Annotated in this window: 16 protein-coding genes, 1 tRNA gene and 2 rRNA genes; 16 read left to right on the top strand and 3 right to left on the bottom strand. The window is 69.3% G+C overall.

Going from position 1 to position 20667, the window contains the following annotated elements; translation table 11 throughout:
• Positions 1-7: 7 nt before the first annotated feature.
• Positions 8-84 (bottom strand) — tRNA-Met (locus VH569_RS22230).
• 82 nt (positions 85-166) lie between these two features.
• Positions 167-282: ribosomal RNA gene (gene rrf, locus VH569_RS22225) — 5S ribosomal RNA — on the bottom strand.
• A gap of 199 nt (positions 283-481) precedes the next feature.
• Here rrf (VH569_RS22225) and rrf (VH569_RS22220) point away from each other — a divergent pair.
• A 5S ribosomal RNA gene (gene rrf, locus VH569_RS22220) occupies positions 482-597 on the top strand.
• 103 nt (positions 598-700) lie between these two features.
• Here rrf (VH569_RS22220) and VH569_RS22215 read toward each other — a convergent pair.
• Complete coding sequence (locus tag VH569_RS22215) at positions 701-1120, bottom strand: hypothetical protein (RefSeq protein ID WP_423318002.1); 420 nt, start codon at positions 1118-1120, stop codon at positions 701-703.
• Between the two features lie 159 nt (positions 1121-1279).
• Between VH569_RS22215 and VH569_RS22210 the strand changes: the two genes are divergently transcribed.
• From VH569_RS22210 to VH569_RS22140, 15 genes are all read left to right on the top strand, one after another.
• Positions 1280-3082: a thiamine pyrophosphate-requiring protein gene (locus tag VH569_RS22210; RefSeq protein ID WP_423318000.1), complete on the top strand. Its 1803-nt coding sequence runs from the start codon at positions 1280-1282 to the stop codon at positions 3080-3082.
• 425 nt (positions 3083-3507) lie between these two features.
• Positions 3508-3894: a response regulator gene (locus VH569_RS22205; RefSeq protein WP_109049726.1), complete on the top strand. Its 387-nt coding sequence runs from the start codon at positions 3508-3510 to the stop codon at positions 3892-3894.
• Between the two features lie 104 nt (positions 3895-3998).
• Positions 3999-4940 (top strand): SDR family oxidoreductase, encoded by a 942-nt coding sequence (locus VH569_RS22200; RefSeq protein ID WP_423317999.1) that lies wholly within the window; start codon positions 3999-4001, stop codon positions 4938-4940.
• Positions 4941-4984: 44 nt separating this feature from the next.
• Positions 4985-5869, top strand: coding sequence for an endo alpha-1,4 polygalactosaminidase (locus VH569_RS22195; RefSeq protein ID WP_423317997.1), 885 nt, complete (start codon positions 4985-4987; stop codon positions 5867-5869).
• Positions 5870-5910: 41 nt separating this feature from the next.
• Entirely contained in the window at positions 5911-8148 is a 2238-nt protein-coding gene (locus VH569_RS22190; RefSeq protein ID WP_423317996.1) for a polysaccharide deacetylase family protein, read from the top strand.
• 7 nt (positions 8149-8155) lie between these two features.
• Positions 8156-11245: a tetratricopeptide repeat protein gene (locus tag VH569_RS22185; protein WP_423317994.1), complete on the top strand. Its 3090-nt coding sequence runs from the start codon at positions 8156-8158 to the stop codon at positions 11243-11245.
• Between the two features lie 184 nt (positions 11246-11429).
• Positions 11430-12977 (top strand): tetratricopeptide repeat protein, encoded by a 1548-nt coding sequence (locus tag VH569_RS22180; protein ID WP_423317992.1) that lies wholly within the window; start codon positions 11430-11432, stop codon positions 12975-12977.
• A gap of 77 nt (positions 12978-13054) precedes the next feature.
• Positions 13055-13738: a hypothetical protein gene (locus tag VH569_RS22175; RefSeq protein WP_423317990.1), complete on the top strand. Its 684-nt coding sequence runs from the start codon at positions 13055-13057 to the stop codon at positions 13736-13738.
• On the top strand, positions 13735-15171 hold the full coding sequence (locus tag VH569_RS22170) for a GAF domain-containing protein (protein WP_423317988.1): 1437 nt from the start codon (positions 13735-13737) through the stop codon (positions 15169-15171). The genes VH569_RS22175 and VH569_RS22170 overlap by 4 nt, the downstream gene beginning before the upstream one ends.
• Complete coding sequence (locus tag VH569_RS22165) at positions 15168-16325, top strand: hypothetical protein (RefSeq protein ID WP_423317986.1); 1158 nt, start codon at positions 15168-15170, stop codon at positions 16323-16325. Before VH569_RS22170 ends, VH569_RS22165 begins: the two co-directional genes overlap by 4 nt.
• Positions 16322-17890 (top strand): GT4 family glycosyltransferase PelF, encoded by a 1569-nt coding sequence (gene pelF, locus VH569_RS22160; protein WP_423317984.1) that lies wholly within the window; start codon positions 16322-16324, stop codon positions 17888-17890. Before VH569_RS22165 ends, pelF begins: the two co-directional genes overlap by 4 nt.
• Before the next feature lies 1 nt (position 17891).
• Entirely contained in the window at positions 17892-19271 is a 1380-nt protein-coding gene (pelG, locus tag VH569_RS22155; protein ID WP_423317982.1) for an exopolysaccharide Pel transporter PelG, read from the top strand.
• Positions 19268-19729, top strand: a complete 462-nt coding sequence (locus tag VH569_RS22150) for a hypothetical protein (protein ID WP_423317980.1) — start codon at positions 19268-19270, stop codon at positions 19727-19729. The genes pelG and VH569_RS22150 overlap by 4 nt, the downstream gene beginning before the upstream one ends.
• An 86-nt stretch (positions 19730-19815) precedes the next feature.
• A complete protein-coding gene (locus VH569_RS22145; RefSeq protein WP_423317978.1) occupies positions 19816-20076 on the top strand; it encodes a type II toxin-antitoxin system VapB family antitoxin in 261 nt (86 codons plus the stop codon).
• A 3-nt stretch (positions 20077-20079) separates the two neighbouring features.
• Entirely contained in the window at positions 20080-20469 is a 390-nt protein-coding gene (locus VH569_RS22140; RefSeq protein WP_423317976.1) for a type II toxin-antitoxin system VapC family toxin, read from the top strand.
• Positions 20470-20667: the final 198 nt, after the last annotated feature.

Raw genomic sequence — 20667 nt, 5'->3', positions numbered from 1 at the left:
GYTGATKTGGTTGCGGGGGCAGGATTTGAACCTGCGGCCTTCAGGTTATGAGCCTGACGAGCTACCGGGCTGCTCCACCCCGCGGATGTATCATTGTCGGGTGATGGACTTCGTGAAGATGCAAGCATTTGCGTTTTGTGTAAGGAGCGTCTCTTGTGCCTGAGCGACCTGGCGGCGACCTACTCTCCCACGTCTTAAGACGCAGTACCATTGGCGCGGAGGCTTTTCACGGCCGAGTTCGGGATGGGATCGGGTGTTTGACACCTCGCCATGACCACCAGGTCACCGAGGCACAAGACCGACGCTGTTACCGAAAGCGCATATGCTTGTTCGTGCAAGTGAGGTCGAGGATGTATCGAACGGCGATGCGCTGGTCAAGCAGTGCTTGACCAGCGCATCGCCGTTCGATACATCCTCAAATCACTTGCACGAACAAGCATACAGCGCTTTCGGTAACAGCGTCGGTCTTGTGCCTCGGTGACCTGGTGGTCATGGCGAGGTGTCAAACACCCGATCCCATCCCGAACTCGGCCGTGAAAAGCCTCCGCGCCAATGGTACTGCGTCTTAAGACGTGGGAGAGTAGGTCGCCGCCAGGTCGCTCAGGCACAAGAGACGCTCCAAACCAAAGCACGCACGCTTGCATCTTCACACACTTCGGAAACGCCCCGCCTCGAATGAGACGGGGCGTTTCGATGTTTATCAGCCGCCGTGGAAGCCGGTCAGCCTCTCTTCGCCGCGGCCGATGTCCGGCTTGAACCGCGCCCCTTTCGCGGCTTCCACCAGCTGATCGATGAAGCTCCGGTAGTCGTCAGCGGCCTCGCCCGGCGCTTCGCCGGTCGGTTCGACGGAGCCGGAATAGGGGGAGGCAGCCTCGGCGGCGCTGTCGTGAACACGGAACGCCGCGACGAAGACGGTGTCTCCCTCCGGGTTTCCTTCCCCGACATGCCGCGTGCTGCGCGACAGCTCGATCCGCCCATCGGCATCGGCCGCGGAGAGAATGGTCACGCCATGGACGGTCGTCGTGTCGCTGCGCGCGTTCGCCGCCGCATCCTGTTCGAAGGCGTGCCGCTCGTAAGCCCGTTCGAAGCTTGAGCGGTCATCGATGTTGGCCTCGGCCATCGCTGTCTCCCTGTTGCTGCACACGATAACGCCCCGCCGGCCGGATCGGTCCGATTTGGGGGCGGGCAAAAAAACCGCGGTCTCCGGCGAACCGATGGGGCGGCGCACAGTTGAAACAGGAACGGCGGTGACATCCGAGCAGAGACAAGAGAGGCGACAATGGCTCCGAACGTCAGTGACTTCTTCTGGCAACGGCTCTCCGAGTGGGGCGTGAAGCGGGTCTTCGGCTATCCCGGCGACGGCATCAACGGGCTGGTCGGCGCGCTCGCCCGCGCCGGCGACCGGTTCGAGTTCATCCAGCCCCGCCACGAGGAGCTGGCCGCCTTCATGGCGACGGCGCACGCCAAATACACCGGTGAGATGGGCGTCTGCCTCGCCACCTCCGGTCCGGGCGCCATCCATCTGCTGAACGGGCTGTACGATGCCAAGCTCGACCATCAGCCGGTGCTCGCCATCGTCGGCCAGCAGGCGCTGACCGCGCTGGGCGGCCAGTACCAGCAGGAGGTCGATCTCGTCTCCCTCTTCAAGGATGTGGCCGGCGAGTATGTGCAGATGGCCTCCACCCCGGCCCAGGTGCGGCACATCGTCGACCGGGCGGTGCGGATCGCCAAGGCCGAGCGCACGGTGACCTGCATCATCATGCCCAACGATTTGCAGGAGATGGACGCGGTCGAGGCCCCGGCCCGCGCCCACGGCACCATCCATTCCGGCGTCGGCTGGTCGGCCCCGGTGGTGCGTCCGGCGGCGCCCGACCTGCGCCACGCCGCCGATGTGCTGAATGCCGGCAACAAGGTGGCGATTCTGGTCGGTGCCGGCGCGCTGAACGCCACCGACGAGGTGATCGAAATCGCCGACATCCTGGGGGCCGGCGTCGCCAAGGCGCTGCTCGGCAAGGCGGCGCTGCCCGACGACCTGCCCTTCGTCACCGGCTCCATCGGCCTGCTCGGCACCCGCCCAAGCTACGAGATGATGGTGAACTGCGACACGCTGCTGATGATCGGCTCCGGCTTCCCCTATTCGGAGTTCCTGCCGAAAGAGGGGCAGGCGCGCGGCGTGCAGATCGACATCGATCCGAAAATGCTGAGCATCCGCTATCCGATGGAGGTCAATCTGGTCGGCGACAGCGCCGGCACCCTGCGCGACCTGATCCCGCTGCTCCAGCGCAAGCAGGACCGGTCCTGGCGCGAGCGGATCGAGGCGGGTGTCGCCGACTGGTGGACGGTGCTGGAAGCCCGCGCCATGAACGATGCGACGCCGCTGAACCCGCAGCGCGTCTTCTGGGAACTGTCGCCGCGGCTGCCCGATGACGTGGTGATCGCCTGCGACACCGGGTCGGGCACCAACTGGTACGCCCGCGACATCAAGATCCGCCGCGGGATGAAGGCGACGCTGTGCGGCGGCCTCGCCACCATGGGGCCGGGCATGCCCTACGCCCTGGCGGCCAAGTTCGCCCATCCCGACCGTCCGGTGCTGGCCATCGTCGGCGACGGCGCCATGCAGATGAACGGCATGAACGCGCTGATCACCCTGTCGAAATACTGCAAGCAGTGGAGCGACCCGCGCTTCGTCGTGCTGGTGCTCAACAACCGCGACCTCAACCAGGTGACCTGGGAGATGCGGGCCCAGAACGGCGATCCGAAGTTCGAGGCCTCGCAGGAGCTTCCCGATTTTCCCTATGCCCGCTATGCCGAACTGCTTGGCTTCAAAGGGCTGTTCGTCGACAAGCCCGAAAACCTCGCCGCCGTCTGGGACGAGGCGATGGCGACCCGCGGGCCCGTGCTGGTCGAGGCCTACACCGATCCCAACGTCCCGCCGCTGCCGCCGCACATCACCCTGAAGAACGCGGCGGCGATGATGGCGACGCTGGCCAAGGGCGATCCGGAGGTCTGGGACATGCTGAAGGACACCGCCAAGGATCTCGTCCAGAGCTACCTGCCGCATGGCGGCGGCAAGAAAGGCTGATTCGCCGGCAGTGAGCCGAGATTTTCGAAACGGGGAGCCGCATAATTGTTTCGCACATCATTTCAATCATGCGGCTCCGTCGGAAAGGGGCGGTGCCGATTCTCGCAATTGGGATAAAGATCAGACAAAAAGATCTCAGGGAGTCGGTTTGTAGAACCGGGCTCGATCCGGTCTTGGCCGCGGTGTCGATGCTGTCGCTGCGCGTCAAAGGAGAAGGGTTCTCCATCAGTTCCATGAGACAACTCGCCAACTGGGGTAGATCCTTATCGCGCATGGCTTGACCTGTAACCCAAAAAGGGATAGAGAGCGAACCATGCGTGAATGATGGCATTCGTGTGCATGCGCAGGGTCGCGCGCTGCGTCCTTCCGGATGCCGGCGATGCCGCTCACGCCATGGGGTTCGGCCACAAGGCTTGGATGGCGGAATGTTGGACACGGTCGAGAAAACGCGGACGATCCTGGTCGTCGAAGACAATGTGTTGATGCGCAAGCTCTTCGTCCGCTGCCTCGAGGAGGGCGGCTTCACCGTCGTCGAGGCGTCGGACGCCACCTCGGTGATGGACCTGATGCGCGATATGGCGCCCGATCTGGTGGTGATGGACATCGTCATGCCCGGCCTGTCGGGGCTTGAGCTTATCCGCCAGATCCGCGCCGACTCGGCCCTGGCCGCCACCCCGGTGCTGGCCGTCACCAACCTCGCCACGCCTGCGGACAAGCGCCGGCTGACCGAAGCGGGCTTCGACGGGCATGTGTCGAAGCCGATCAAGCCCAAGGAATTCCAGGCTTCCGTCGCCGGTTTCCTGCCGGCCTGATCTTTTTTGCAGCCGATTTGAGCCCGGTTCGAGATTTTTAAATCCGGCGTCCCAAACTCCGCGTATCACATCAAACACACGCAAAAGCGGAGGGAGCCGCAGCGATGGCGCTTTATCTGGTTACCGGCGGTTGCGGCTTCATCGGCTCGCACCTGATCGAGCGGCTGCTGGAGGCCGGGCACAAGGTCCGGGTGCTGGACGATCTGTCCACCGGCAAGCGTGAAAACCTGCCGGACGGCGTGCCTGTGACCGTCGGCGATGTGGCCGATGCCGATGCGGTGCGGGCGGCGATGGCCGGCGAGGACGGTGAGGGGGTGGACGGCTGTTTCCATCTGGCCGCCGTCGCCTCGGTCGACCGGTCGCGCGAGGCATGGCTGGAGACCCACCATGCCAACCTGTCCGGCACCATCGCCGTGTTCGACGCCGCCCGCCGCGCCAATCCGGCCGGCCCGGTTCCGGTGATCTACGCCTCCTCCGCCGCCGTTTACGGCGACAATCCCGACATGCCGCTGACCGAGGATGCGGCGACCCGTCCGCTGTCGGCCTATGGCGCCGACAAGCTGGGCTGCGAGCTTCATGCACGGGTGGCGGACGGGGTGCATGGCGTGCCGACCGCCGGCTTCCGCTTCTTCAACGTCTATGGCCCGCGCCAGGATCCGAAATCTCCCTATTCCGGCGTCATCTCCATCTTCGCCGGCCGCATCGCCAGGGGCGAGCCGATCACCGTCAATGGGGATGGCGAACAGGTGCGGGATTTCATCTTTGTAAAGGATCTGGTGCGATACCTGACTGCGGCGATGGGACATCCGCAGCCGGGCGCACCGGTCTACAATGTCTGCACCGGCCGTCCGACCTCGGTCAACCGGCTGGCGGAGGTGCTGGCCGACCTGTCGGGCCGGCCGCTCGACCGGCGCTACGGTCCGGCGCGGCCGGGCGACATCCGGACATCCATCGGCGATCCCACGCGTCTGGTCGCCGCTTTCGGAATGAGCTGCGACACGCCGCTGGAAGATGGGCTGCGCCAGACGCTGGCGTGGCTGGGCTGACGGGTCCGGGTGAAAACCCGGCTGACTGATCGGGGCAGGGTGGCGTGACCGGTTGTTTGATCGGGCGGCGGGCGGCCGCCGGCGGGCTTTTGTCGGGTGCGGCGCTGCTGGCGCTGCCCAACAGAAGCCTGTGGGCCGCAGAGTCCGGCCAAGTTCCAGCGGCTCCCTGGGCGGTCTACTACGCCGATGCCGCACCGCTGACCGCCTTCCAGCCATACCGGCTGCTGGTGCTGGACAGCAGGACCCACCCGCCGCTGCAACCGCTGGCCGACCGGGGCAAGACCCTGCTCGGCTATCTCAGCGTCGGCGAGGTCGAGACGCACCGCCCGTGGTTCGACCGGGTGAAGGGGTGGGGCATCCTGGATCAGGAAAACCCCAACTGGCCCGGCAGCTTCTATGTCGACGTGCGCGACCGCCGCTGGGTCAAGCTGGTGGTGGAGGAACTGGTGCCCGCCATCCTGCGCGAGGGCTTCCATGGCGTCTTCCTCGACACGCTCGACAACCCGCCGCATCTGGAACGCACCGACCCGAAGCGCTGGCGCGGCATGACCGACGCGGCGGCGGCGCTGGTGCGGGCCATCCGCCGCAACTGGCCGGACATCGGCCTGATGCAGAATCGCGGCTATGAGATCCTGCCGCAGACCGCCCCGCTGCTGAGCCATGCGCTGGGCGAGAGCGTCTATGCCGGCTGGGATTTCGCCGCCAAGCGCCCACACCGCCAGAGCGCCGAGGATTACCGGTTCCAGGTCGACGCGCTGAAGGCGGCCGGCACGCTGAACCCGCGGCTTGGCCTCCACACGCTGGACTACTGGACCCCGTCCGACGCGGCGGGGGTGCGGGCGATCTACGACCTGCAACGGGCCAACGGCTTTTCCCCCTATGTCGCGACGGTCGAACTCGACCGCCTGATCCCGGAGCCGCCGCGGTGAGGGGCCGGTTCCAAGCGGGCATCCGGGCGGCAGCCCTCGCCATGCTCCTGCCCGGTGCGGCGGCGCTTCCCGCGCTTGCCGCCGGCCCATCCGTCGCCGCGACGACGCAGCGGACGGTGCCGCGCACCATCCTGGCGCTGGTCGACCTGCGCGAGGAAAGCACGATCCGCCTCAGCCGCATCCACACGATGGCGGAACTGCCGCTGAACCATCTTGGCCTGTCGGTCGTCTACTGGAACGTCGCCGACGGGCTGCCCGACCTGTCGCGCTATCCCGACCTGCGCGGCGTCGTCAGCTGGTTCGCGGGCGAGCCCTTCCCCGATGTCGGCGCCTATGTCGGCTGGACGGCCCGTGCGATGGACCGCGGCATCCGCTTCGCCGTGCTGGGGCAGCCGGGGGTGCGGCTGGAGCGCGGCGGCAAGCCGGTGCCGCTGGCCGTCTCCAACCGCTTCTTCGCCCGCTTCGGTCTGCGCGACGACGACGGCTATTCCGACCTGACCTACAAGTCCAGGCCGGCGCTGGTCGACGCGATGATCGGGTTCGAACGGCCGCTGTCGGGGGTGCTGCCCGGCTATCCCCTGTTCCGCAAGACCGACGAGCGCTTCGCCACCCATCTGGCGATGCGGCGCGGCGACGATCCGGCCAGCGACAGCCATCTGGTGGTCACCGGTCCGGCCGGCGGTCTGGTGACCGAAGGATACGCCCGCTATTTCGACGCCGAGTACAACCGGCGCCAATGGATCGTCGATCCCTTCGCCTTCTTCCGCGACAGCTTCGCCACCGACGATCTGCCAAAACCCGACGTGACCACCCTGTCCGGGCGGCGGCTCTATTTCAGCCACATCGACGGCGACGGCTGGCGCAACGTGACGGAGGTGGCGCCCTATGCCGCCCGCCGCGTGCTGTCCGCCGACATGGTGCGCACCGCCGCCATCGAGTCCTTCCCCGATCTGCCGGTCAGCGTCGCCCCCATCGTCGGCGACCTCGACCCGACCTGGAAGGGCACGCCGGAGTCGCTGGCGGCGGCCAAGGCGCTGTTCGCCCTGCCGCAGGTCGAGCCGTCCAGCCACACCTGGACCCACCCCTTCCAATGGGCCTTCTTCAAGGACTACAGCCGGCAGGCCGAGGCGCCCTTCCTCGACCGCGACGGCAGCCGCAAGCCCGGAAAAAGTGACGACCATGCGGCGGAGGAAGCGGGCGAGGTGTCGGACATCGGCCGCTATGCCGTGCCGCGCGCCTATCTGCAGCAGCCCTTCGACCTGGACCAGGAGATCGGCGGCGCTCTCGACTATTTCACCCGGCTGGCTTCCGCCGGCAAGCGGGCGGTGCTGGTGCAGTGGTCGGGCGACACCTCTCCCTTCGAGGCGGCGCTGGCGGCGGTGCGCAAGGCCGGCGGGGTCAACATCAACGGCGGCGACGCGCGGTTCGACGCCGATTTCCCGTCCATCACCGGCCTGCCGCCCATCGGCCTGCCGGTGGGGGCGGAACGCCAGATCTACGCCGCCGGCAGCAACGAGAACACCTACACCGATCTGTGGACCAACCGCTTCTACGGCTACCGCAATCTGGTCAACACCATGCGGCATGCCGGCAGCCCGCTGCGGCTGAAGCCCTTCAACGTCTATTACCACATGTACACCGGCCAGAAGCCGGCCAGCCTCAACGCGCTCGTTTCGGTGCTGACCGCCGCGCAAGGGCAGGAGCTGGCGCCGGTCGCCGCCTCCACCTACGCCCGCATCGCCGAGGGCTATTACACCACCCGCTTCGAGCCGCTGGACGGCCAGGGGAGCGGGCGGCGCTGGCGCGTGCGCGACCGCGGGGCGCTGAACACGCTGCGTTTCGACCATGCCAGCGCCGACGCGGTCGATTTCGCCCGCTCCAGCGGCGTGCTGGGCCAGCGCCACAGCCAGGGCAGCCTTTATGTGGCGCTCGATCCGGCGGTGGCGGAGCCGGTGGTGGCGTTGACCGGGACCGACCGCGCCGACCGCGATCCCCCCGCCGCCATGCCCTATCTGGTGCAGGGACGCTGGGCCTTCTCGGCCTTCGCGGCGGACGATCGCGGCTTCCATGTCGCCGCCACCGGGTACGGTGCGGGCGGCATGGTCTGGCAGGTGCCGCGGCCCGGCCGCTGGACCGTCACGGCGGAACGCAACGGCACTTGGCTGTGGTCGGGCAGCGCCGACGCGGATGCCGACGGCCGGCTGGCGCTGACCGTGCCGGTGTCCGCCATCGCACCGCTGCTGCTGCGCTTCCGTGCCACCGACGGCGCGGCGGGGTAGGGCGGCCATGCGCGCGAACCTCCTCGTCGTGCTGCTGATCCTGCTGGCCGGTGTCGGCGCCAGCCTGCTGCTGATTCCGCACAGCGCCGAGCTTGCCCTGCAGAAATTCCGCGACCGCGATTACGACAGCGCCCGCGACGCCTACGAGCAGCGCTATGCCGCCGGCGACCGCAGCGGCGCCACGGTGATGCCGCTGACCCGCCTGACTCTGGCCCAGGGCGACGTCGAGCGCACCATCGAGCTGACCGAGGGGTTCCTTGCCGCCGAGCCGTCCTCCGTCGAGGCCCGCGAACTGCTCGACCGTCTCTATCAGGACGCACAGCGGCCGGGCGAGCGGCTGGAGAACCTGAAGGCGCTGGCGGAGATGCGCAACAGCGCCGACCTGTTCCGCGAGCTGGCCTATGCCGCCGGCTTCCGCAACCGGATGGCGATGAAGGCCGAGGCGCTGGTGCGCTACTGCACCCTGCGGCCGGAGGATGTCGAGGCGCAGCAGGAGCTGGCGGCGCTGCTGGCGTCGCGCGGCGACCATGCCGGCGCGGTGGACTGGCTGCTGCGTGCCGACGACCGCGCCACGGGCAACATCCAGCCCGACAGCCGCGAGCTGCTGATGAGCCTGCTGATCGACCTCGACCGCGAGGACGAGGCCTATGAGCGCGCCCGGCGCTGGCTGGGCGAGCGGCCGACCGTCGCCGACATGATCGGTCTCGCCAGCCAGCTTGCCGCAGCATCGCGCCCCGATCTCGGGCTGCGCCTGATCGAACCACAGGTGACTGGGCCACAGGTGACTGGGGCGCAGGTGGCGGGCCGCGCTCCCGTGCTGGCGCTGGAGCTGACCTACATCGACCTGCTGATCGCCACCGACCGGCGGGAGCCGGCGCGGGCCCGTCTGTCGGCGCTCTCCGGTCCGGTGGAGGATGCCCAGTTCGGCCGGCTGCTGGCGCTGGAGGCGAATGCCGGCATGCCGCGCGCGGCGCTGGAGGCGACCAGGGGACGCGACCTGCATCTGGTGCCCGACTGGGTCCTGGCCGGGCTGGCGGAAACTGCATTGCGCGACGGCGACCGGGCCTTCCCCGACCGCCTCTACCGCGAACTGGGCGACGAGTTCCTCGACGATTACCCGATCCTGGCGGCCAACATCGCGCTCGGTCGCGGCGACCCTGCTGCCGCCGCGCAGTGGGCGGAGCGTGCGCTTGCCGGTGATGGCTTGACGCCGAACTACCGGCTGGGCGCCATCCGCATCCTCGACCGCACCGGCCGCCGCACCGCCGCGGTCGCCGCCTTCGACCGGCTGCCGCTGTCTGGCACCGTGCCGGAGGAAGCGCTGGAGGAGCTGGCCGCCCTGTTCATCGACCTTGACCGCGCGCCGGCCGGTCTTGCCTGGTTCACCGCAAGGCGGCAGGCCACGCAATCTCCGGCCGCCGCCCAGGGCTGGGCGCGGCTGGCCGCCAAGGCCGGCGATCCGGCCGCCGTCGCCGACTGGCTGGCCGGTCAGCCCAAGCTGCCGCTCGCCCTGTTGCAGGACATCGCCGGCAGCGCCGCCGAACGCGCTTCCGCAAATCCCGCGACAGATCCGCGTGCCAATCGCCCTGCCGCCGCCCTGGCGCTGGCCGCCGCCCAGCGCGCCTTCGCGCTCGACCCCTCGCCGCGCAGCCGTCTGGCGCTGGCCGGCGCATTGACCGCCACCGGCAAGCCGGCCGACGCGCTGCCGCTGCTGGCTCCGCTGCTCGACGGCGGCGGTGCGGAGGTGGAGGCCGTCTACATCGCCGCGCTCGACGGCGCCGGCCGGTCGGAGGAACTGGCCCGCCACCTGACCGCCAAGCTGGCGCGCGGCACCCTGTCCGACACGGAGCAGCAGGCCATCGTCACCATGCTGCTCGACCACAAGGCCTATCGCGCGGCGCTGCCGCTGCTGCGGGCCTGGGCGGAGCGCCAAGGGGGGACGCGATCCGGCGAGGATTGGCTGAGCGTCTATGCCGATGCAGCGGCCAAGGCGAACGCGCTGCCCGACCTCGCCGTCCTGCTGCAAGGCCGCGCCGCCGCCGCGCCGCTGGCCGAGGCGGAGGATTCGCTCTACCGCGACACGCTGACCAAGCTGGGACGCAAGGCCGACCTGCGCCGCTATCTGCTGACTCGCGCCACCGACGACCGTCTGACGGCCGACCGGCGGCGGGAGCCGGTTTCGGCGTTGCTGGCGCTCGGCGACAAGGCGGGGGCCGAGCAGGCGCTGCAACGGCTGGCCGCCGGGCAAGGGCCGCAGAGCGAGGATTTCAGGCAGCTGGCCTATCTCTGGGGGCCGCGCCCGCCGGCAACCGGGCTGGACTGGATCGAGGCGCGGGCCAAGGCCGCCGGTGCCCCGGCCGAGCAGGCCGCGTGGTACGACCGCCTCGCCGAGTATGGCGGCGGCCGGCGCGTCATCGCCGGGCTCGGTGGACAGGGACTTGGCGGGCAGGGGCTTGGCGGGCAGGGCAGCGCGCAGGCTGCCGCCCCGGCCCAGCCGGCCCTGAGAACCCCCTACATCGAGGCGCTGGCGGCGGCCGGCAAGGGCAAGGAACTGGCGGATGCCGTGCGCGCCGCCTTGGCCGACGAGGCCTCCCCGGACCGGCTGCGCCGCTATGCCCGCCTTGCCGAGCAGACCGGCCAGCGCGCCGCCGCCTCGCAGGCCTGGACCGCGCTGCTGGCGCGCAAGCCGGACGATGCCGACGCGCTGCGCCAGCTGGGCATGCTGGCCTATGACGAGAACCGCCTTGCCGACGCCGAACGGCTGCTGCGCCGCTACGTCGCCGCCGGCCCCGACGATTACGAGGCGCATTACTTCCTGGGCGAGGCGCTGACTGCGCTGAAGCGCCCGACCGTGGCGATCCCCTTCTACCGCACCGCCCTGTCGCAGCTCCGCGCCCGCGCCACGCGCGGCGATGCGGTAGTCCAGACGGAGGCGAACCTGCTGAACCGGCTGGGCAAGGTCGACGACGCCGTGGCGCTGTTCGAAGGACTGCGCAAGCGCCGACCGGCCGACCGCCAGTTGAAGGCCGACTACGCATCGATGCTGATCGAAAACGGACGACTGCCGGAGGCCCGCCGTGTCCTGGCCCTTCCGTGATCGGCTTCGGGCCGTTTCCGAAAAACGCCCTCTCCCGCCCCGGGAGAGGGAGGGGACCCGCGCCGAAGGCGCGGGGAGGGTGAGGGGCATTTCAAGAATCCTGAACCGCATGGCTCCTCGCATCACCCCTCACCCTTCCCATGCTCCGCATGGGCCCCTTCCCTCTCCCGGGGCGGGAGAGGGGGTGAAGTGGTTTGCCGCCCTCCTTACCCTCATCCTTCTCGCCACCCCCGCCCCCGCCCAGCCGGCGAGGGTCGAGGCGGTGCGTGAGAACAGCACCGCCCGCTTCGCCCTGCATTGGTCCGGCACCGTCACCACGGAAACCCAGCGCGACGGCCGCGAGCTGGTGCTCCGCTTCAGCCGCCCGCTCGGCGAAATCTCGGGCGAACTTCCGCTCGACCGTGTGCCGGAGCGGCTGGAATCCTGGGTCGACAACATCCTCTACGGCTACGACAGCGTCGTGCTGGTGCTCGGCGCCGGTGTCGAGGCGGCGGTCGCCACCGACCCTGCCGGCCTCAGCGTCGCCCTGACCCGCTCCCCCGCCGCCGCTCCCGCACGTGAAGCACAGGCCGCCGACCGTGCCGCCCAGCGGCGCCTCGACTATTTCCGCGCCCTGGCGCTGATGGAGGGCGGCGACGTCCGTCCGGCGCGGACCCTGCTGCGCGACCTGCTGGAGCAGGACCCGAAGGACGCCCAGTCCACCGCCCTGCTGGCCCAGGCGGAGGAGCGGCTCGGCCGCTGGCGCGACGCGATCATGGCCTATGACACGGCGCTGGAACTGACGCCCGACGAGCCGTCGCTGGTCCGGAGCAAGGCGCTGCTGCTGCACGAGACGGCCGACCGCAGCCGCCTCGACCTCGACTGGCAGAAGGTGCGCAACGCCGACATGCAGCGCATCGCCCGCTTCAGCGGCGTTCAGGAGCTTGGCCGGTCCACCAGCCTCACCTGGGCGCTGGAGCGCCGCGAGGTCGATGTCGATTCCGCCCGCCGCGGCGACGGCCGACTGGAGCCGTTCCATGGCGCCCGCTCCCGGCTGGAGGCGGCGCTGGTCCATGACTGGCCGGAGCTGGAGCGCTCCACCCTGTCCCTTTATGCCGCCCCGCAGACGCTCGGTGCCGGCTACAGCCATCTCTGGCGTGGCGACGAATCCGAAACCCGCGCCGGCTTCGCCTGGAGCGAGCCGAGCTTCGCCTTCCTGGAGGGCATCGTCGATGGCGGCCGGCGCGACCGCCTGTTCGTCCAGCACGAGAACCGGCTGTCCGACCGCTGGTCGCTGTCGCTCGGAGGCGGCTACAACCGCTATGGGCTGTCCGGCGAGGCCGATCTGGCGCGCAGCGCCACGCTGGAGGGATCGCTGCGCTACACGCTGAACGCGGTGGGGCCGCTGGCCAGCGTCGCCTATGTGCTGGACGCCGAATATGTGGCGCACCGGGAAGAGCGGCAGGACGCGAATGGCCAGCCCTACATCCCGTTGCCGGCGGCGACGCGCGAGGTCCATGCGCTGCAGCTGAACGTCGAGGATTACCTGACCGACTATGTCCGCTATGCGGCGCAGATCGGCTACGCCTACGACCGGCGGGGCCGCAGCGGCCCCCAGGGGGCCATCTCGCTGGGATGGGAGCCGGCGGACAATCTGGAACTGGGATTCCGCGCCAGCCATGCCCGCTCCACCGCGCGCGGCACGGCCAGTGCGGTGAACAGCGCCGGCGTCACCCTGGTCTGGCGCTATTGACGGTGTGTCAACTCTTTATGGTTAAAAAAGGTGGACGGAGAATGGGGGCGGCGATGCGGCTGACGGGGACCGGAAAGATGGGCAAGGACATGCGGGCCTGCGCGGCGCTGCTGGCGGCCGTGGTGGTGCTGGCAGGGTGCAGCTTCGGCCGGATCAACAGCCGCGACTTCGCCCAGCCGGGCGGGGCGCTGCCGGCCGGCTCGACCGTCGCCGTCCTGCCCTTCGAGAATCTGACCAACCACCCGAATGCCGGCCAGATCGCCGCCGACATCGTCTCCACCGAACTCTATGGCGTCGAGGGCCTCCGCACGGTGGAGGTCGGCCGGGTCCGCAGCCGCCTGTCCGTCGGCAAGCCGGCAGCAGACTCCGCCACCGCCTCCACCGAGGGGCAGCCCGACGCCGCCCCGCTGGATGTCCAGACCGCCGGCCGGACCCTGGGCGTCGATGCGGTGCTGGCCGGCAGCGTGTCGGAATACGGCTACCAGCATGGCCTGCGCGAGGAGCCGGTGGTCGGCCTCAACGCCCGGCTGGTGCGGGTGTCGGACGGCGCCGTCCTCTGGACCTCCAGCCAGTCCGAAGCCGGCCGCGGCTATTTCAGCCGCGACAGCGTCAACAACGTCGCCCAGCGCGTGGCGACCCGCATGATCGACAGCCTGCGGCCGGTGGTGGCCGCCTCTCCCATCCCGGCCGGGGCCTCCGGCGGCGCTCCGGCCAAACCCGCGCCCGAAAGCGACTATTCCAACGATTCGCACCGCGAATGAGCACGCCCCAGCCCAGCATGGCCGAGTCCAGCACGTCCACTCCTTCTCCGGCTTCGCCCCGCCGCTGGCTCGGCCTGCGGCCGGTCGCCCTGCTGGAACTGCTGCTGTTCTTCGGCGTGGCGCTGGGGCTGGACGGCTGGCTCGGCGGCGGGCTGCGCTTCGAGGGGGTGCAGCCGCATCCCTTCTGGATCCCGGTCCTGCTGCTGGCGATCCAGTACGGCACCAACGAGGGCGTGCTGGCGGCGCTGGCGGCGTCGGCGGCGCTGCGGCTCGGCAACATGCCCGATGCCGGGATCGGCCAGGACCTCTACGACCATCTCTTCACCCTGACGCGCGAGCCGATCCTCTGGCTGGTCGCCGCCGTGCTGTTCGGCGAGCTGCGGATGCGCCAGCTGCGCGAGCGCGAGGATCTCCGCGCCGGCCTTGCCACCGCGCGGCAGGAGGCCGAGGCCATCGCCCGCTCCTACCGCGCGCTGAAATCGGTGAAGGAAAGCCTGGAGACCCGCGTCGCCGGCCAGCTGCGCACCGTCTTCACCCTCTATCAGGCCGCCAAGTCCATCGACCATCTCGACGAGGGCGAGGTGATGCTGGGCATCGCCGACCTCGTCCGCACCGTCATGAAACCGGAGAAGTTCTCGCTGTTCCTGCTGAACAACGATGTCCTGGAATCGGTGACGAACGAGGGCTGGGACGACGAGACCGACAGCTACGCGCGCTGGTTCGACAGCGGCACGCCGCTGTTCCAGACCGTGATCGCCCGCCAGCGCCAGCTTTGCGTCAACCGGGCCGACGACGAGCGCATCCTGGCCGGCGAGGGCGTGATGGCCGGCCCGCTGATCAGCGCCGACACCGGCGAGGTTCTGGGCATGGTGAAGATCGAAAGCCTGGGCTTCACCGACCTCAGCGTCAACACGGTCGAGAATTTCCGCATCCTGTGCGAATGGATCGGCACCGCGATGGCGAAGGCGCGCCAGTACCGCACCGCCAGCGAACAGCGGGTCTTCACCGACGAGGCGCTTTATTCCTCCAGCTACATCGGCCGGCAGGCGGAGTTCCTCGCCCTTCTCGGCCGCCGCATGGGTTTCGAGACCACCGCCATCACCATCCGACCCTCCGGCCTGTCGCGCCTGTCGGTGGCCCAGCGCGCCGACCTTGCCGCCGCCATCGGCGAGGCGGTGCGCGGCAGCCTGCGCGACACCGACCTCGCCTGCGATTTCGGCCATCAGGGCACCTCCTTCGGCGTGGTCCTGGCCGGCACGCCGCTGGAGGGCGCGAAGCAGGTGGAGGCGAAGCTGGAGCGTGCGGTGCGTCAGGCGCTGCCCGCCGGTCTCTCCGCCATCCCCATCGGCTTCGTCACCCGCCGCATCGATCCGCCGGCCCCCGCGGCCGGGCAAGACGCGGCCGGGCAAAAGCTGGGGGAGGGGGTGGGATGAGCAAGCCAACCTCCGACCTTTCCGATCCAGACCTGTCCGATCCCGCCGGCCTGCTGGCGGGCGAGCGTCCGGCCGCCGGTGCGGCCAAGCTGGCGGCGGTGGCGCTGGCCGCCGGTCTGCTCGATGCCGCGGCGCTGGCGCCCGGCCTGACCGGAGTTCCCTTCGCCGTTCCGCTGGCTGCGGCGCTGCATCTGCTGCTCTGCGCCCTGGTCGGCCTGTGGGTGCGCGGCCGGGCGCGGCGCGGGCGCGACCTGCGGCTGGCCGGTCTGCTGCTGGTCACCATCGTGCCGCTGGGGCCGCTGGGCGCCGCCTGCACGCTGATGACAGCGGCGCTGCTGGCGCTGTTCAGCCGCTATGCCACCGGCTTCCAGGACTGGTATCTCTCCCTCTTCCCCGACAGCGAGACCGGCCCGGCGCAGGAGCTGTACGAGCTGATCGTGACCGGCCGCGAGAACGCCCATCTGGTGGCCGGCGACTCCTTCACCGACGTGATGTCGGTCGGCTCGCCGCAGCAGAAACAGGCGGTGATCGCTCTGGTCGCCCGCCATTTCCGTCCCGCCTTCACCCCCGCCCTGAAGGCCGGGCTGGCCGACGCCGACCCGTCCGTCCGCGTCCAGGCCGCCACCGCCACCGCGCGGGTGGAGCATGAGTTCAACGAGCGCTGGCTGGCGCTCGACCACGCCGCCCGCAGCCATCCCGACGATGCCGCCAGCCTCGCAGGGCTCGCCCGCCATCTCGACGACTACGCCTTCTGCGGCCTGCTGGACTCCAACCGCGAGGCGGAGATCCGCGACAAGGCGCTGGACGGCTACCGGCGCAGCCTGGATCTGGCACCCGGCGACGACGGCATCCGCCACGACCTGGGCCGGATGCTCCTGCGCTGCGGACTGGCGGCGGAGGCGGCCGAAAGGCTGGAGCCGATGATCGACCGCACGCCCGACCGCCGCATCCTGTTCTGGTATGCCGAGAGCCTGTTCCGGCTCGGCCGCTTCGCCGATCTGCGGGGGTTGCCGGCCCGGCGGCCCGACCTGCTGGGCGACGGGGCGGAACTGCCCGACACGCTGCGCGACGTCTTCGCCCTCTGGCGCGACGATGTGTGGCGCGACGATGCGCCGGCCGCCGCGGGCAACGCCGGACGGGAGCTGGCCGCATGAACCGCCCCCTTTCCCCGAAACCTCTCTCTGAGGCGCCTCAGGCCCCCAGGGCGGATGTCTGCCTGCTGATGGAGGGGTCCTATCCCTATGTCGCGGGCGGCGTGTCGACCTGGACCCATGACCTGATCCGCTCCCATTCCGACCTGACCTTCCACATCGTGGCCCTGGTCGCCGACCGCAGCGCCCGCAAGCTCGCCTACGAACTGCCGCCCAACGTCACCGGCCTGACCCATGTCTATCTCCAGGATCCGCCCGCCGGCTGGCGCTGGCAGCCCGGCACCGGCCGGCTGCTGAAGGAGCTGGAAAAGCCGCTGGCCCGCCTGCAACAGGGGGGAGGGCTGGCCGAGGTGGCGGAGGTGCTGCGGCTGCTGGCCCCCCGCCGCGGCCGGATCGGCAAGCGGGCGCTGCTGAATTCCGAGGACGCCTTCCAGATGGTGGTGCGCATGTGCAGGGCCGCCCTGCCGGACGCCTCCTTCCTCGAATATTTCTGGGGCAGCCGGGCGCTGATGAGCGGCCTGTTCGCCACGCTGCTGGTGCCGATGCCGCAGGCTGGGGTCTATCATGCCGTCTCCACCGGCTATGCCGGGCTGTTCGCCGCGCGGGCCCGGCTGGAAACCGGCCGGCCGGCTCTGCTGACCGAACACGGCATCTACACCAACGAACGGCGCATCGAGATCCTGATGGCCGAATGGCTGTTCGAGGGGGCCGACACCTCGCTGGCGCTCGACAGGAAGAAGCGCGACCTGCGCGACCTGTGGCTGGACACCTTCGCCAGCTATTCCAAGGCCTGCTACGACGCCTGTGACCGCATCATCACCCTGTATGGCGGAAACCAGGAGTTTCAGCGCCGCCAGGGCGCCGATCCGGCCAAGCTGACGATCGTTCCCAACGGCATCGACTATGCCGGCTATTCCCAGGTGCAGCGCGATTCCACGCCGCGCCCGCCGACCATCGCCCTGATCGGCCGCGTCGTGCCGATCAAGGACGTGAAGACCTATGTCCGGGCGGCCGCCATCCTGCGCGAGGACATCCCCGATTTGAAGGCGATGATCCTGGGGCCGCTGGAGGAGGATCCCGGCTATGTCGAGGAATGCCGCAGCATCGTGAAGCATCTGGGGCTGGAGCAGACGGTGATCTTCGCCGGGCGGGTCAGGCTCACCGACTGGCTGGGCAAAATCGACGCCATTGCGCTGACCAGCGTCAGCGAGGCGCAGCCGCTGGTGATCCTGGAGGCCGGGGCGTCGGGCGTGCCGACGGTGGCGACCGATGTCGGCTCCTGCTCCGAGCTGCTGATGGGCCGCCCGGACGAGGTGCCGCCGCTGGGGCCGGGCGGGGCGGTGACGCCGCTGGCCAGCCCGCTCGACACCGCGCGGGAGCTGCGCGCCCTGCTGCTCGACCGCGCGTGGCGCGACCGCTGTGCGCAGGCCATCGCCCGGCGTGTCGCCCAGTCCTACGACAAGGTCGCCATCGACCGCGTTTACCGTGCCATCTACGACGAGCACATCGCCATGCCGACGCGGCTTCTTCCGGAGCATGACGCCATCGGCCTGAAGGGAGCCGCCTGAGATGGCCGGCATCGGCTTCGCGCTTCGCCGGCTGGCCCGGCGCGACGACCTGCTCGGCGTGTTGCAGGGTTATGCCCATTCGGCCTTCATCACGTCGGGTCCCTGGATGTTCACCATCCTGGCGCTGGCCGGCATCACGCTGTTCGGCCGCGATCTGGTGGGGGTGGAGGAGCTGACGCTGTTCCGCGTCGTGGTGATCTACAATTTCTGCTTCTCGGTGGTCTTCACCGGGCCGCTGGTGCTGGTCGCCACCCGTTATCTCGCCGACGCGATCTATGCCAAGGAGGTGGAGGCCGCACCCGGCATGCTGCTGGCGACGCTGGGGCTGGCCTACGCCATCGCCGGGCTGACCGCCGGACCCTTCTACCCGCTGTTCAGCGGCCTGCCGCTGCCGCTGATGCTGGGCGGGCTGGTGAACTTCTTCCTGGTCTGCGGCATCTGGGTGGTGTCGATCTTCCTGTCGGCGCTGAAGGATTATCTGGCGGTCACCGTCGCCTTCGGCGTCGGCATGGCGGCGGGGCTGACCGGCGCGGTCCTGCTGGGCGGCTATTTCGGCGCGGCCGGGATGGTCTGGGGATTCTCCGCCGGGCTGGCGGCGATCCAGTTCGGGCTGATCGCGCGGGTGCTGGCCGAGTACCCCTATCCGGTCGGCCGGATGTTCGACTTCCTCGGCTATTTCCGCAAATACGCCGATCTGGCGCTGATCGGGCTGTGCGCCAACGCCGCCGTCTGGACCGACAAGTGGATCATGTGGTTCGCGCCGGAACGCGAGCTGGTCTCCGGCGCCATGGCGATCTACAGCGCCTATGACGGCGCCATGTTCATCGCCTATCTGACGACGCTGCCGGCGCTGACCCTGTTCACGGTGAACATCGAGACCCGCTTCTTCGAGCATTACCAGGGCTTCTACCGCGACATCCAGAAACACGCGACCTACGACCAGATCGCCCGCAACCACCGCGCCATCATCGCCGCCCTGCTCGACAGCAGCCGCAACCTGATCATCCTGCAAGGGGCGGTCTGCGCCGTCTGTATCTTCCTGGCCCCAAGCATCATCGGCGCCCTCGGCCTGCAATATCAGCAGATTGGCATGTTCCGCTTCGGCGTGCTGGGCGCCTTCTTCCAGGTGCTGTTCCTGTTCTGCACGGTGATCCTGGCCTATTTCGACCTGCGGGGGCGGAACCTGACGGTGCAACTGGTCTATCTGGCCGCCAACGCCGGCTTCACCCTGCTGTTCAGCCGGATGGGCTTTCCCTGGTACGGCTACGGCTATTTCCTCGCCTCGCTGCTGGCCTTCGCGGTTGCCTATCTGATGGTGGCGGACGCGGTGCGGCGTCTGCCCTATTTCACCTTCGTCGCCAACAACCCGTCGGTGCGATGACCCGCCGCTTCGCCGCCCTGCTGCTGACCGTTCTGATGGCCCCGGCCGCTGCCGGGGCTGAGGAGGTGCTGCGCACCGACCGCACCCAACCGGGCCATCTGGGTCCGACCTTCCGCGCCTATGAACCGCCGCCGCCCGGCCACGAGCCGCGCCTGCGCCGCACCGAAAGCCGCGTCGTCTACAAGCTGCCCAACGGCCTGAACGGCCTTGCCACGCGGGACCGCACCCTGTCGCACCTGTGCCAGCGCGGCGCCTTCCTGCAACAGATCGACGGGCTCTATTGGGCGGCGACGCCGGACTATCGCTATGGGGTGGCCTTTTCCGGCGGCGCCAATCTGGTGGATCCGCAGAACCGCCGCCAGCCCGGCAAGACCTATTTCTTCCGCAACCAGGACAGCCGCTGCGAGGTCTGGATCGGCGATCAGGCGAAGCTGATGCCGCACTATATCGGGGGGTGACCGCGGCCTTGCCGCGCGGTTCGGCCGGGACCACAATGGTCAGTGACGTGCAGCCACGCCGATCGATCGAAAAGCAGGAGACACCGATGCCCATCCCGGTGAGCGCTGAAACCGAAGTCCTTGCCCGCCGGCTTGCGACCATTCGGGGGCAAAGCGTCGACGAGGTTGTCCGCACCGCCGTGCGCGATGCCCTGGCCCGTGCGGAGCGGCCGTCGACCTCCGGCCTCACGCCGGAGCAGCAGGCCAAGGTCGAGCGTATGCTGGCGCGGATGAAGGCGTTGCCGCCGCTGGATGATGACGGAGACCCGGACGCAGCCCTCTACGATGACCACGGCTTGCCGCGCTGAGCCATGGTCGTCGATACTTCGGCCCTGGTGGCCATCCTGAAGGCCGAGCCGGAAGCGGCTGTCTTCCTCGCAAAACTCGCCAGCGCCACCGTGTGCCGCCTGTCGGCTGCGAATTTCGTCGAGGCCGGCCTGATCGCCAACCGCGATCCGACCGGTTCCCACCGCAATGCCCTTGAGGAACTGCTGCGGGAGTTCGACATCCGCATCGAGCCGGTCGGCGAGCGCCAAGCCCGGCTGGCCCTCGACGCGTTCCGTCGCTACGGCAAGGGGACCGGACACCCGGCAGGCCTCAATTACGGTGACTGCTTCGCCTACGCCCTGGCTGCGGACACAGGCGAGGTTCTGTTGTTCAAGGGCGATGACTTTCCCTGCACCGACCTTGTGTCGGCATGAGCAACGATACAGACCGTCCCGGCGTTTTTCATCCCGCCGTTACCCGCGCCCCCACATCCATGCTACCAATTCTCCCCGGTGCCCAAACCGCGGAGGTCCACGCCGATGCCGCCCCGATGGAACAGTGAACACAGCCCCGAAAACTGTTTCATGCTGTTCCAAACGTCGCATCCGGCCCCCCTCGCATCCAGCCGGGCC

This window comes from Azospirillum sp. 11R-A, assembly GCF_049472615.1.
GTDB classification, from domain to species: Bacteria; Pseudomonadota; Alphaproteobacteria; order Azospirillales; family Azospirillaceae; genus Azospirillum; species Azospirillum palustre.
The sequence above is the reverse complement of the archived record's forward strand: the minus strand, read 5'-3'. Positions and strand labels throughout refer to the sequence as shown.